The sequence below is a fragment of the Mesorhizobium qingshengii genome (genome assembly GCF_027563465.1).
Classification (GTDB): domain Bacteria; phylum Pseudomonadota; class Alphaproteobacteria; order Rhizobiales; family Rhizobiaceae; genus Mesorhizobium; species Mesorhizobium qingshengii_A.
Genome location: NZ_JAPFQA010000008.1, coordinates 68,943 through 81,072, shown reverse-complemented (window position 1 = coordinate 81,072; position 12,130 = coordinate 68,943). Strand labels below are relative to the sequence as shown.

Genomic DNA, 12,130 nt, shown 5'->3' with positions numbered 1-12,130 from the left:
GCCGCCCACCGAGACAGCCTTTTCATTGGGAAACCCCAACAAAATGACCACCACCAAACGCGCCTCGGCGCGAACGCATAGCCGTGGGTGCGCCCATGGCAGCTAGTAACGACGACCTGCTAATTTCGATAAGCACCGACCTTACGGCTGTCAAAAGGCAGCTTAAGCAACTCGGAACCGACATCGGCACCGCGACAAGCGGCATCCAAAAGCAATTCGACGGGATGGGTAAGGCCATCGACGCGTCGATGACACCAGTGCAGAAGCGCATTAACGCTATGATGGGCATTCCGGTGGCCTCCAAGGTCAAGGAGTGGAAGGGTGCTCTGGCCGACACAGGCCACGCAGCAGAGGGCGTAAGCACCTCTATGCAGGCCATGCTGCACTCCATCCGTTCGGTTGGTGAGCAGCTTGCGCTTGGCGTGCCGCCAGCGCAGGCGCTGACCGGGCAGTTATCGCATCTGTCCTACGTTGCCTCGCAGCCTGGCGGCATTACCGCTGCGCTTAAGGGCGTTGGCGATATGGCGCTTGGCATTGTGACCAAGTTTCCATGGGTTACGGCTGCTGTGGCTGCGGCGGGCGTCGCCTTTGTCGCCTATGAGATGATTGGTGGCAAAACGGTTAAGAGCATCGATGATGCTCTGGCGGAACACGCCAAGACGATTAAGGCCCTGCGGGAAGCTTACGGCATAGCTGGTGACGGTGCAGAAGATTATGCCCGCCGGTCTGTTTCGTCGCTTGAATCGGCCCAACGGCGCGCAGAGGCTGCCCTACGTGAGTCGGTTGCCGCTGCAGAGAAGGCCGCTAAAGCAGGTCTCTCAGATAGCGGCGGCTTCAGTGGTTTTGGACTGCTTCAGCAGATGGGCCTTTTGGGGGATAATGACCTCAATGCCGTGAAAGCGAAGTTTGCCGCCTTCGCCGAGCCTATCGACAAGCTGCGCGATCAAATCAAGGCCGGCAAGCCAGACTTTGATGCTTTCCAGCAGTCGCTAGACCAGATAGCGGCTACGGATCCTGGCCGGCTGCGGCCTGTTGCCGACCAAATCTCGGGCGTGATCGAAAAGGCCGCGAGCGGACGCGAAGAGTTGGACAACTTGAGCGTTGCGCTGGGGCAGCTAACGCAGCAACAGATTGATACGGCGCACATTGCCGCGCAGTTGGCGAACATCGAAGAGGCCGCACAGAATGCGCAAGGCGCAGTCGGCGCCTTGAAAGAGATGCTGGCCGGTATGTCGCGGCTAGGCGAAGGCGAAGGCGCCAGGGGCGACGCCATTGGCGGTAAGGGGTCGCTAGATAGGGCTCAGGGGTCTTTTGATGATCAACTGAATCTGTGGCGTCGGTTCGGACACGACAACGACAGCGGCGTGGATCCAAACACCCCCAAAAAGGTTCATGCCCCACACACTTCCGCACCCAAGAAAACCGCCGCAGATCAGTTCGAGGGTGACCTACAAGCCATCAAAGATCGCGGCGCTGCGTTGATGGAAGAAGTGGCCGCAATGGGCCTCTCGTACAAGGAACAACAACAGCGCCAGATTGCACTGCAGCTGGAACAGACGGCGCTGAAGCAGGTCCGTGAGGAGGCTCGCAAGAAGGGCGACGTCGACTGGCAGAATGCGCAGCTTTCACCAGCACAGGTCAAGGCTATCAACGACGTCTCAGCAGCCTACGCTGAACAGGCTGACCAGCTGAAGAAGGCCCAAGAGGCGCAACAACTCCAGCGCGACGTCTTGCAGGGTGTCTTTGATGACCTTCGCGGCGCATTGGATGACGGAAAGCTGGATTGGCAGGACTTTGGCAAGGTGGCGGAAGATGCGCTCGACAAGATCATTTCCAAAATTGAGAACGATCTTATCGACTCGATAATGCAGGCTAGTAGTGCGGGCGGCGGTGGAACCGCCGTGCTTGGTACGGTCGGCACTCTTGGCCTGCGCGCCGACAATGACAATCACAAACAATTTAGGAGCGCAGCATGAGCGCCTTTTACTCCGTAGCATTTCACGATCGGATCGAGATCCTCACTGACGGTGTTTTTTACCATCCGGACGGCACGCTGCTCGCCATCATGGAGAAGGTTTGGCGACATCCGAATCTGCCGGTGGCCATCGTTGGCCGCGGGTCCTTTGAGCTGCAGGCTTATGCCGAGACGGTTCTTGCCTGGGAAATTCCATCGGTCGATGACCTGCTAGTCCGCGCAACGGCGCTAATGCTGCGCATGCAGGAGTTCGAACGAAGCGACCAATTCGAAGCCCTGATAGCCGGGATCTCCGAAACTGGCGGCCCGCTCATGCTGTATTTTTCGACCGCAAAGGCTTATGCGGAACTGGAACCGTGGACCCCGTACTTCGTCGGCCCGGCGTTCGGTGGTGGTCCAGTTCCAGCCGCTGACGATTTGGTTGGTTTGGACCTCATGGCTGGCCTTGCGGCTTGCGGCGTTCAGCTTTTCGAGGCGATGCGCAAAGTACCGGGACCGAACCCTACCAAGCCAGGCCTGCCAGAAGTCTACGGCATCGGCGGTCATGTCGACCTGACCGTTGTCGACGCTAGCGGCGCCCGCACAACGCGGCTGCATGCCTGGCCGGAGGACGTGGTCGGCTATAAGATCGCCCCTGCTAGCGTGCTGCGGGAGGCTGCCTAATGGCGATCCATAACCAAGGCACCATCACGGTCAGCAACGGATCGTCCATCGTCATTGGCGATGGCACAACGTGGACGTCTGACATGTTCGGCGGCCAGTTCATGTGCGCTGGAATGTCTGAGGCAATCCTTCGCGTTGACGGCCCTGGCGCGATTGCGCTTGGCCGCCCTTGGGCTGGTGATGTCATTACCGATGCCGCCTATCAAATCGAATACCGCAATGACAGATCGCCGCTTGTCGACGCGATCAAAGAGGCGATGGGCGCAATAGCCCCGCACATCAAGGTTACTCAATGACCCAGATTTATTCGACCGGCACAGTGTCGGTCACCAACGGCAGTGCTGCCGTGGTCGGCACTGGTACGGCTTGGGCTGTTGCCCTTGTGACTGGCGGCGTGCTGAACATCGAGGCGCCCGGCAACCCTATGCCTATTGCATCCGTTACGGACGATACGCACCTAACCGGTGCCGTAAAATGGACCGGAACGACCGGCACATACTCATACGCCATTGTTCGTGAGAGTTCGGACGCAGCTAGTGTCGTGGATCTCCAGACAACCGTTTCGCGGCTTCTGGTTACGCTCAGCCTGGCCGGCATCCATCCTGACGCGTCCGGCAACCTTACTGACCGCGCAGCGCTTAGCCTGACCATGGGCGACAAGGGCTACCTGTTTCTGCACGCAGAGATTGGCGTCGCGTTCGCGTTCTATCGCTGGAATGGCACGTCTTGGGAAGGCCCGTTTGCGGTTGCCAACGCGGTTGCTGCGGGCGGCGTGTCGAGTCTGGTGGCTGGCGCGGGTGTTACGGTTAATAATACCAATCCGGCGATTCCGGTTGTGACGGCAACGCGGCCAGGAACAGCAAAGACTACTCCTGTTGATGCTGACGAAGTGTCACTGTTCGATAGTGCGGCATCATATGTCATTAAAAAGCTGACATGGGCGAACCTGAAGGCAACTCTAAAGTCTAATCTATCACTAAGAGAGGTGTTGACTGCCAATCGCACATACTACGTGCGGAAAGACGGCAGCGATAGCAACAACGGGTTGGCCGACACTGCTGGCGGAGCATTCCTAACCATACAGAACGCGATCAACGTTGCATCAGCTCTCGATCTGTCAATCTATACCGTCACGATCACTGTCCGCGTAGGGACATATACAGAAAATGTAACTCTGAAAACGTATGTAGGCGGAACCGGTAACGGAATTACGATTATTGGGGACACCACCACTCCATCAAATATACTTCTAAATGGTTCCGGCATATGTTTTAATGCTCCGAGTGTTCTCGGTGTTTACACGCTACAGGGGATGAAGTTAGCGTCCGTTGCGGCGAATAGCGGCCACGGAATCCAAGCTTCAAACGGCTCAATCGTCAACTACGGGCAAATGGATTTTGGCGCGCTGACGGGAACTGGTTCTCATATTGTTTGCTTTGGCGGGGCAATCGTAAACTGTGTAGGAAATTACACAATTTCAGGATCCGCATTCAGGCATTGGTGGAATGAAAGCGGAGGATTTGTCCAAGCAGCCGGACGTACCATCACGTTAACGGGAACCCCGGCGTTCAGCAACACATTTGCCTATGCAAACATGGCTGCAATAATTCAATGCAACGCTGATACGTTCACCGGAAGCGCAACCGGTCAGAGGTACCAAGTTGCGGCCAATTCGGTGATTTCATCGGCTGGTGGCGTTACATATCTTCCTGGCAGTTCCGCAGGCTCAGTTACAACTGGTGGGGTATACTCCTAATGGGTCAGTTAAAATCAGACGACCTTTCGGGGTTCTGGATCAAGGCTACCGTTTCTGGGGGAGTTCCGACGAATGCCGGAAGTTTCAATGTTGCGAGCATAACAGATACAGGTCTCGGCATTCTTACGGTAACGCTGACGACTGCTTTCACATCCGCCAATTGGTGCTGCAACTGCGCTGCCGAGATGACCGCAACGACATATGCCGTCGCCAACGCGCGAAGGCCGAATATACGAAACGGTGCTCAAGCGGCGGGAAGCGTAGCGATCGACTGCACGGATAATACAGCAACGACCAATCTTGCGGCCGATCCTGCTGCATGGCATGTGTCAGGATTTGGAGTGCAATAAATGGCGACTATCGTAGCTATCGCTTTTGACAACGGCTCAGTTGGTCGCATGCAAATATTCGAACCATCCGACCCGTCCGATGAGGACGTTCAGGCACAGGTTGACGCGAACAAGGAAACATGGGAAGCGATTGGGATAGCTGCGTCCGGCTGGCATCGTTGCCAGTTGGGGGATTTCCCGACCGAGCACCAGGACATGCGAAATGCATGGTCGGTGCTGGATGGGAAAATAATTGTCGACATGGACAAGGCGCGAGATATTACTCGCGATCGCTTGCGAGTAGAGCGTGCGCCTCTATTGGCGGCAAAAGATATAGAAGCGTTGCAGGCTATCGAGACCGGAGATCAGGGTAAGCTTGCAGCCGTCGCTGCCGATAAACAGCAATTGCGAGACGCAACGAAGATTGCCGAAATTGACGAAGCAAAAACTCCGGACGAATTGCGGGCGATCACCCTCATTTCTGAATAGGCAATCTTTCTTCTTCGGCCTCAGCCTTCCGGTATTCCGGATAGCCAGCCAAGTCACCCCATGCACCAACTCCTTGGTTGGCGGGCCTCATCTTTCCCACGATCGCGATGGCGATTTCCAGATCGGTGGCGAAGAGGGGGAGTTTATCGAGAGCGGCGTTGGTTACGGTTCGAGGTTCATGGGTCATTTCGCGTCCCCATTCAGCCTGGCTACGCGCTCATCACGCAGTCGGTTCTTTCTCTCGTCTGTCCAGTAGGCCGGATCTCGGTTGTTGAAGTCGAGAGGTTCGGTATCCACCGGCTTCCGCTTCGCCTCCAAAGCCGCGGCCCGCTTTAGCAGCTACCGCATCAAGCTTTGCGCGGGACGCTTGCCGCTTTATTTCGAGGCGGCGCTCGCGCTCTGCAGCCTCGCGTTCCTTACACAAGCGTCGCTTCTCCTCACGTTTTCGTTGGTCCGTGCGGAGAAGATCCTTGTAGGAGGCGTCAGATGTATAGAATGCGATTGCGCTGGCCGTGGCGCGCTTAGTCGCGGTAGCCGGAGCGCGCATGATCTGCCAGATGTCGAGCAAATCTTGCTCAGAAAACAGTGCGTTTCGCCCATTCATGGAGCAGCAACCGTACCGCTTGCCCAGCGTGATAACGCCTCGCTGCGTCATCTTGAGCCGGCTAGCCGCTTCTTTCGCGGTGTAAATGGTGCCTAGTTGTGTTGGCATAGGGATGTCCATGCGCTATCAAGGTCACGTAAGCGCAATGGAGTCAACCCACTGTAATTATTATGCTATTCGGTATATTTCTATACCGATCGGCATATTCAGATTCTGTCTCGCAATCTCACACCAGGGCCATTGCCGTTCTGATCGATAAAGATGATGCCAGCCGCATCGAGTGCTGCGCGGATAGCGGCGACTGTACGTGGCTTAAGTTCTTCGCCTTTCTCAAATCGGGTTATCGTGTTGGTCGAGACATCGGCAGCCGTCGACAACTCCCTGACGCCCAGCATTAGCGCTGCTCTAGCCATCCTACATTGTGCTGGTGACAAAATCGCTTCTCCGTATCGAAAACGCCTTGACGTGGCGATTTCCAGTAGTATTGTTTACATAGTAGCGAAAACGCCACTATGATGCAACGAGGAGCCACGCCATGAATGCCCACACGGTTAACACCCAAGCCGCCACCGAATGGCAATTCAAACTAGGACAGTGCATATCGCATAGAGACCAGCCAATGCCATCGCTGGTGCTAACCAGAGTAAGAACCACCAAAGGCGTCGAAATCTACGGCGTGCGGTCGTTTGCCGTAGCGGATCCACAAAGGGATAGGGTGATGCTTGGCGAGGTACTAATTGATGTAGCGCCAGGCGACAAGCCGTGTGAGCAGTGCTTGCTGTTTCGGACGGCGCTTTGTCCGGGTGGAATGCTCGCCTAGACGTCACGCACCACGAACGACAAAGCCCCGCTTCGGCGGGGTTTTTGTTGTCCTACCTTCGCGCACCAGCCAGTAAGTCTGTTGCCGGCCTAGCATCCGCCAAGATCAAATCGGCCCATACCTGCGCCAGTTCGCGACGGCGCGCTAGGTGTTCTGCACGATTGTAAGCCCGCTCGACACCATCTTTCGGTAAGTGGGAAAGCATCAAATCAATCACATATCTGTCGGCAGGAAAGCGCTCGTTCATGACCGTTGAGAAAGTCGAACGCCAGCCATGCGGAACGTGCTTGTGGTGGAAGCCAGCCCGGTTGAGCAGATAGCCGATTGCGTTCTCGCTCATGGGCTTGTGTGCGTGGCGCGTATTGGGGAAGGCGAGGGGGCCGCGCCCGCTGATTACGCGCAGGGCAGCAATCGCCTCGACGGCTTGCCGGGACAGCGGAACAATGTGGTCGCGCGCATCGTCTTCTTTGTGCTGCAGCCGCAACTTCATTCGTGCGGCTGGTATCTGCCAGACCGGCGCGTCTACATCGAGGCTCGCCCACTCCGCCCATGGCGTTGTCGTCAGCGTACCTGGCCGAACGGCAGTCAGAGCGAGGATGCGTAACGCAAGCTTGGTGACAGGATGCGCCGGTTCTCCCTCTGCCTTGGTCAGCATTTCACGCGCTCTGTCTAAGTCAGTGATTGCGGGCTGCTTACCCTTTTTCATAGGCGCCATCGCGCCCTTGACTGATGCCGCGGGATTGTCTGTCGCTCGACCCGAGGCGATTGCACGCTCAAACACCGCGCTCATGCGCTGACGGATTCGGCGTGCTGTTTCCTTTGCGCCACGCAACTCAATAGGGCGAAGCAATGAATAGACATCGGCGGCGGAAATATCCTTGATTGGAACATTTCCTAACGTCGGGAAAACATCGCGTTCAAGGCTGAACAGCACATCATGCGCGTGCCGCTCTGCCCATGTCGACTTGTGGATGTCGTGCCACTCGCGCGCTATTGCCTCGAATGTGTTTCCTGTGTCGGTGGTATGCGCCAGCTTGCGCAGCTTCTTTGCGATGCCGGGGTCGCGTCCGTCGCGTATCGTCTTCTTAGCATCGTCACGCGCCGCGCGTGCTTCCAAAAGCGAAACGTCCGGGTATGGCCCAAAAGACAGAAGCTTTTCCTTCCCGCCGAACTCGTATCGGAAACGCCATAGTTTGCCGCCCGCTGTGCTGACGAAAAGGTGCAGGCCGCTGCCGTCCGCCATCTTGTACGGCTTGTCGGCCGCCTTGGCTTTCTTGACTGCGATATCGGTCAGCATGGCTTCGATTCCCAAAAATACCCGGTAGGTTGAAAATCATACCCGGTTTCATACCCCGGTTTCAACCGGGTATAGCAATGTCAATCTTGGGATGAACGGGCAACGATGGGAAAAGAAGGTGGGCTTATTGCGTTGCTTTTACGTATCTTTTGGCAACAGCGGTAAACGTTGGTGAGGGTATCTGGCGGAGGAAGTGGGATTCGAACCCACGGTGAGCTTGCACCCACGCCGGTTTTCAAGACCGGTGCCTTAAACCGCTCGGCCATTCCTCCATGCCTGATTTCGTTAGGTTTTCTGGCTTTCGACAGGAGCCCAAGTGGCCGCTGCTACCATTTTGCTACCGAAAGGGCGTTCACGCCTTCGCCTTTACCGCGCTCCGGATCGCCACGTCAACTTGCTCGGCAGCGTCCGCCTGCATCCAAGCATGCCATGGGAATGCCGGACCCGGCGTCGACCTGCTGGCGACGCCACGGATGAGGAAACCGCCGTGGGCAGCAAACTCCATTTCCGGGTCCCTGAAAAACTGGCAAGCTGTGGCAGCTAGTCCGGCAGTCCGCTGCCCAGCTGGCGTTGAACCAGGACGAGGGTCGGATCGTCGGGGTACGCCGTGACGGTGAACCCCATGTCACGTTCGAGCTCGATGGCTGCACGGTTTTCGCGGTTCTCGATCGACTCGATTGTGTGGAGGCCCAAGCCTTCAGCATATCTCGCTATGTAAGCGAGCAGTTCCCAGCTGACGCCCATATGCTTGCGATCCGCTCTGATGCAAATCGCGACCTCTCCGTGCCGCCGAGCCTCATCGCACGCGAGTGTTCCGACCGCGATCAGCATTCCGTCGGTCGAGAAAGCCAGAAAATTGTGTATTCGCGCGTCATCGGACCGCGTCATTGCGACAAGCCGCTCGTGCGAAACTTCCTTCACTCCGCCGAGAAAGCGAAACCGCAGGTCGTCTGGCGTCACATGGGTGAAGAACTCCGCCAGGGTCGGTTCGTCTTCGGGCCGCGCACGGCGCACCTCAAAGTGAAATCCGGTACGTGTGGTAATCGCGCTGTTCTTGGTCATATGCGGCCTCTAATCCTGGGTTGTTGCGGAAGCAATGCGCTACCGTTGGTCATTCGCTCATATCTTGCAGGGCGTCGTGCTTGACGATTTCGACGCTGCGCAGGCTGGACAGGCGGATCACGCCCTTGTCCTTCAGCCTGCTGAAAACCCGCGACACGGTCTCGATGGTGAGGCCGAGATAGTCGCCGATGTCCATGCGCGACATCGGCAGCTCGATCGGCTGCAATCCACCCTGCCGCTCGGCCATGTCGAGGAGGAAGGCGGCGACGCGTTCGATGGCATTCTGGCGGCCGAGGACCAACAGGTGTTCCTGCGCCCTGGTCAGCCCTTTGAGCGCCAGCGGCAGCAACTGACGGGAGATGTCCGCACCGGTGGCGAAGCGGAAGACGCGGATGCCGGTGGCGTTGATTGCCTCGGCGAAGAAATGATGCGTGCTGTCGGCCTCGAAGCCGAATGTCTCGCCGGCCAGGTGAAAGGCACTGATCTGCCGGCGGCCATCGGCCAGCAGGCGGTAGATGCGGACGGCGCCGAATTCGACCTGATAGAAGGGCCCTGCCTTCTCGCCCTGGGCATAGATTTCCGCGCCGGCGGGAAAGAAGCTGAGCGGTTGCAGCAGCGCGGGCTCGAAAGCCTCTGGCAGGGCAGGCTGGGAGGACCGTGACGGCAGGGCAATTCTGGAGGTCGTGTAGGTGTGCATGGCTGTTTTCCCGGTTGATCCGCGACACAGCAATCGCGCGAATCCGCAGGTGGCGAAATTCGGTTATGTCCCTACGGGAAACTACCTAATCTGGTCGTCCGGCTTGTTGATTCATATCAAGCGGCCAGGCACTCCGGCCGCTAGAATGTTCCTTTGCGCTGGGCGATAGCAGTGGGGGACTTCGAACCCTTGCATCGGAACGGCTGGTGGGCAGCGATGTATCTTCCGCAATTTTTGGTGGGAATGTTTTTTTCGTCGGGCATCGTGGCCCTATGGGCCTACACGGCAACCGGTTCAATCTGGAGCGCACTAGGCTGGGCGATCGTCGACCTAGTCCTGCTGCAGGTCGGATACTTCGCCTTTGTCATACGCCTGGTTTACAAACGCGCCACGGTGGACGCCGCGGCAAACTCGGCGTCTCCCAGCCACGTTCGGCCATTCCATCACGACGGCACGCTTTTCTAGGGCGAGGCCGAACTGGGTGGCTCATCCGCCCGGCGCGCCTCAAAGGGAAGCGCCGGCTTCGAGCCATGTGCCGCGATTTCCCCTGACGATTTCGACGGCGTCATCGAGCTTGCCGATCGCGGCCGGCCTGCCGGTCGCTTCAACGAACTCGATTGCGGCGCTGACCTTCGGTCCCATGGAGCCAGCGGGGAAATTCCGTCCGGACATCTCCCTGGGCGTCACTCGCCGGAGCGCATGAGCGGCGGTGGTTCCAAAGTCGACATAGACGGCGTCGACATCGGTCAGCATCAGCAGCATGTCGGCTTTCAACTGGCGGCCAAGAAGCGAGCTTGCCAGATCCTTGTCGATAACGGCCTCCACGCCGTAAAGACTGCCATCGTCTCGCGCCACCACCGGAACGCCGCCGCCGCCGGTGCAGATGACGATGACATCGCGTTCGACAAGGAACGAGATCACGGATGCTTCCAGGATCGCCAGCGGCTTGGGCGAGGGCACGACGCGGCGCCATTTGTCGCCATCGGGCGCGATTTGCCAGCCGCGTTCGGTGGCAAGCCTGCGCGCCGTTGCCTCGTCGTAAACCGGGCCGATAGGCTTCGTCGGATGAGCGAAAGCCGGATCGTGCGGATCCACCTTCACCTGCGTCAGCAGGGTCGCAAACAGCCTCTGCCTGAGGAGGTTGCCGAGCTCCTGCTCGATCACATAGCCAATCATGCCGGCGCTCTCGGCGCCGAGCACGTCCAGTGGAAATGTGCCGCCATCCGAGGTCGCCGCCGCCTGGAGGGCCAGAAGCCCCACCTGCGGTCCGTTGCCGTGCGTGATCACGATCGAGTGCCCTTCGCCGACGAGTTCGGCGAGCACCGAGGCGGCGCGCACGATGTTGGCGCGCTGGTTCCCGGCCGTCATCGGCTCTCCACGACGCAGCAGTGCGTTTCCGCCGAGCGCTACGACGATACGCATCTCAGTTGCCGATCGTGGCGACGAGCAAGGCCTTGATGGTGTGCATGCGGTTTTCCGCCTGGTCGAAAACGATCGAGGCAGCCGATTCGAACACCTCGTCGGTGACCTCCATGCAGTCGATCCCGTATTCCTTCGCGACGAAGGCACCTACCTCTGTCTCGGTATCGTGGAACGCCGGCAGGCAATGCATGAACTTGACGTGGGGGTTGCCGGCGGCAGCCATCACCTCGCTGGTGACACGATATGGCTTCAAAAGGCGAATGCGCTCGGCCCAGCCCGATTTGTCCTCGCCCATCGACATCCATACGTCGGTGTAGATGAAATCGGCATCCTGGACGCAACTCACCACATCCTCGTCGAGCCGGAAGCGGCCGCCGCTACGCTCCACCAGCTCCCGGACATGGGCGCAGAATTTTTCATCCGGCCACAGCTCCTTTGGCGAGGCAATGCGCATGTCGATGCCGACCTTGGCGGCACCCAGCGCCAGCGACAGCGCAACGTTGTCGCGCCCTTCGCCAACGAATGTGACGGTCATGTCGGAGAGATGCTTGTGCGTGAATTCGCGCATGGTCATGAAATCGGCGAGTATCTGCGTCGGATGCGCTTCGTCGGTGAGGCCGTTGTAAACGGGCACGCCGGCATGCGCTGCAAGCAGTTCGGCCTGATGCTGGCCAAAGCCGCGATATTCGATCGCGTCGTACATGCGGCCGAGCACACGGGCGGTATCCTTCATCGATTCCTTGTGGCCGATATGGCTGCCAGTGGGGCCGAAATAGGTGACGTGGGCGCCCTGGTCATAGGCCGCCACTTCGAACCCCGTCCGTGTGCGCGTCGAATCCTTCTCGAAGATCAGCGCGATGTTCTTCCTGACAAGACGCGAAATCTCGTGCCCCGCGAGCTTGGCGGCCTTTAGGTCGGCGGCCAGTTTCAGAAGAAATCGGATCTCGTTGGCCGTGAGATCGTCCAGCGTGAGCACGGAGCGACCGTGAAGATTGATCGACATGGGAATTTCCTTT

14 protein-coding genes and 1 tRNA gene are annotated in these 12,130 nt (G+C 58.3%); 6 read left to right on the top strand and 9 right to left on the bottom strand.

All coding sequences use genetic code 11. The features are described 5' to 3' along the window. Positions 1–95: 95 nt before the first annotated feature. The 5 genes from OOJ09_RS18915 to OOJ09_RS18895 all read left to right on the top strand — a co-directional run bounded on the left by OOJ09_RS18915 (position 96) and on the right by OOJ09_RS18895 (position 5,212). A complete protein-coding gene (locus tag OOJ09_RS18915) occupies positions 96–1,976 on the top strand; it encodes a hypothetical protein (protein WP_269906635.1) in 1,881 nt (626 codons plus the stop codon). After that, complete coding sequence (locus OOJ09_RS18910; RefSeq protein WP_269906634.1) at positions 1,973–2,638, top strand: hypothetical protein; 666 nt, start codon at positions 1,973–1,975, stop codon at positions 2,636–2,638. Before OOJ09_RS18915 ends, OOJ09_RS18910 begins: the two co-directional genes overlap by 4 nt. Beyond that, positions 2,638–2,934 carry a hypothetical protein gene (locus OOJ09_RS18905; protein ID WP_269906633.1) on the top strand — a complete coding sequence of 99 codons (297 nt, stop codon included), beginning with the start codon at positions 2,638–2,640 and terminating at the stop codon, positions 2,932–2,934. Before OOJ09_RS18910 ends, OOJ09_RS18905 begins: the two co-directional genes overlap by 1 nt. Beyond that, positions 2,931–4,394, top strand: coding sequence for a hypothetical protein (locus OOJ09_RS18900; RefSeq protein WP_269906632.1), 1,464 nt, complete (start codon positions 2,931–2,933; stop codon positions 4,392–4,394). Before OOJ09_RS18905 ends, OOJ09_RS18900 begins: the two co-directional genes overlap by 4 nt. 350 nt (positions 4,395–4,744) lie before the next feature. Then, a complete protein-coding gene (locus OOJ09_RS18895; RefSeq protein WP_269906631.1) occupies positions 4,745–5,212 on the top strand; it encodes a hypothetical protein in 468 nt (155 codons plus the stop codon). On the opposite strand, the gene OOJ09_RS18890 is transcribed toward OOJ09_RS18895, so the two are convergent. The 7 genes from OOJ09_RS18890 to OOJ09_RS18860 all read right to left on the bottom strand — a co-directional run bounded on the left by OOJ09_RS18890 (position 5,199) and on the right by OOJ09_RS18860 (position 9,692). Next, entirely contained in the window at positions 5,199–5,399 is a 201-nt protein-coding gene (locus OOJ09_RS18890; RefSeq protein WP_269906630.1) for a hypothetical protein, read from the bottom strand. The two genes, OOJ09_RS18895 and OOJ09_RS18890, sit on opposite strands and share 14 nt — an antisense overlap. Positions 5,400–5,432: 33 nt before the next feature. After that, positions 5,433–5,936 (bottom strand): hypothetical protein, encoded by a 504-nt coding sequence (locus tag OOJ09_RS18885; protein WP_269906629.1) that lies wholly within the window; start codon positions 5,934–5,936, stop codon positions 5,433–5,435. Positions 5,937–6,022: 86 nt separating this feature from the next. Then, the gene (locus OOJ09_RS18880; RefSeq protein ID WP_269906628.1) at positions 6,023–6,229 is read right to left on the bottom strand and encodes a transcriptional regulator; all 207 of its coding nucleotides are present in this window, start codon (positions 6,227–6,229) and stop codon (positions 6,023–6,025) included. A gap of 459 nt (positions 6,230–6,688) precedes the next feature. Then, the gene (locus OOJ09_RS18875) at positions 6,689–7,933 is read right to left on the bottom strand and encodes a tyrosine-type recombinase/integrase (RefSeq protein ID WP_269906627.1); all 1,245 of its coding nucleotides are present in this window, start codon (positions 7,931–7,933) and stop codon (positions 6,689–6,691) included. Between the two features lie 182 nt (positions 7,934–8,115). Further along, positions 8,116–8,205 (bottom strand) — tRNA-Ser (locus tag OOJ09_RS18870). A 268-nt stretch (positions 8,206–8,473) separates the two neighbouring features. Further along, entirely contained in the window at positions 8,474–8,995 is a 522-nt protein-coding gene (locus tag OOJ09_RS18865; protein ID WP_269906626.1) for a GNAT family N-acetyltransferase, read from the bottom strand. A gap of 49 nt (positions 8,996–9,044) precedes the next feature. Further along, the gene (locus tag OOJ09_RS18860; RefSeq protein WP_269905888.1) at positions 9,045–9,692 is read right to left on the bottom strand and encodes a helix-turn-helix domain-containing protein; all 648 of its coding nucleotides are present in this window, start codon (positions 9,690–9,692) and stop codon (positions 9,045–9,047) included. A 171-nt stretch (positions 9,693–9,863) separates the two neighbouring features. On the opposite strand from OOJ09_RS18860, the gene OOJ09_RS18855 reads away from it, so the two are divergent. Next, positions 9,864–10,157: a hypothetical protein gene (locus OOJ09_RS18855; protein WP_269906625.1), complete on the top strand. Its 294-nt coding sequence runs from the start codon at positions 9,864–9,866 to the stop codon at positions 10,155–10,157. 39 nt (positions 10,158–10,196) lie between these two features. Here the strand turns inward: OOJ09_RS18855 and arcC are convergent, their stop codons facing one another. Further along, complete coding sequence (gene arcC, locus OOJ09_RS18850; RefSeq protein WP_269906624.1) at positions 10,197–11,114, bottom strand: carbamate kinase; 918 nt, start codon at positions 11,112–11,114, stop codon at positions 10,197–10,199. Position 11,115: 1 nt separating this feature from the next. Further along, the gene (gene argF / locus OOJ09_RS18845) at positions 11,116–12,117 is read right to left on the bottom strand and encodes an ornithine carbamoyltransferase (protein WP_269906623.1); all 1,002 of its coding nucleotides are present in this window, start codon (positions 12,115–12,117) and stop codon (positions 11,116–11,118) included. Between the last annotated feature and the right edge of the window lie 13 nt (positions 12,118–12,130).

Coding starts and splice junctions, on each gene's coding strand:
- OOJ09_RS18885 (WP_269906629.1), bottom strand. CDS start 5,936: ATGGACATCCCTATGCCAACACAACTAGGCACCATTTACACCGCGAAA.
- OOJ09_RS18860 (WP_269905888.1), bottom strand. CDS start 9,692: ATGCACACCTACACGACCTCCAGAATTGCCCTGCCGTCACGGTCCTCC.
- OOJ09_RS18880 (WP_269906628.1), bottom strand. CDS start 6,229: ATGGCTAGAGCAGCGCTAATGCTGGGCGTCAGGGAGTTGTCGACGGCT.
- OOJ09_RS18890 (WP_269906630.1), bottom strand. CDS start 5,399: ATGACCCATGAACCTCGAACCGTAACCAACGCCGCTCTCGATAAACTC.
- OOJ09_RS18915 (WP_269906635.1), top strand. CDS start 96: ATGGCAGCTAGTAACGACGACCTGCTAATTTCGATAAGCACCGACCTT.
- OOJ09_RS18905 (WP_269906633.1), top strand. CDS start 2,638: ATGGCGATCCATAACCAAGGCACCATCACGGTCAGCAACGGATCGTCC.
- OOJ09_RS18895 (WP_269906631.1), top strand. CDS start 4,745: ATGGCGACTATCGTAGCTATCGCTTTTGACAACGGCTCAGTTGGTCGC.
- OOJ09_RS18910 (WP_269906634.1), top strand. CDS start 1,973: ATGAGCGCCTTTTACTCCGTAGCATTTCACGATCGGATCGAGATCCTC.
- argF (WP_269906623.1), bottom strand. CDS start 12,117: ATGTCGATCAATCTTCACGGTCGCTCCGTGCTCACGCTGGACGATCTC.
- OOJ09_RS18875 (WP_269906627.1), bottom strand. CDS start 7,933: ATGCTGACCGATATCGCAGTCAAGAAAGCCAAGGCGGCCGACAAGCCG.
- OOJ09_RS18900 (WP_269906632.1), top strand. CDS start 2,931: ATGACCCAGATTTATTCGACCGGCACAGTGTCGGTCACCAACGGCAGT.
- OOJ09_RS18865 (WP_269906626.1), bottom strand. CDS start 8,995: ATGACCAAGAACAGCGCGATTACCACACGTACCGGATTTCACTTTGAG.
- arcC (WP_269906624.1), bottom strand. CDS start 11,114: ATGCGTATCGTCGTAGCGCTCGGCGGAAACGCACTGCTGCGTCGTGGA.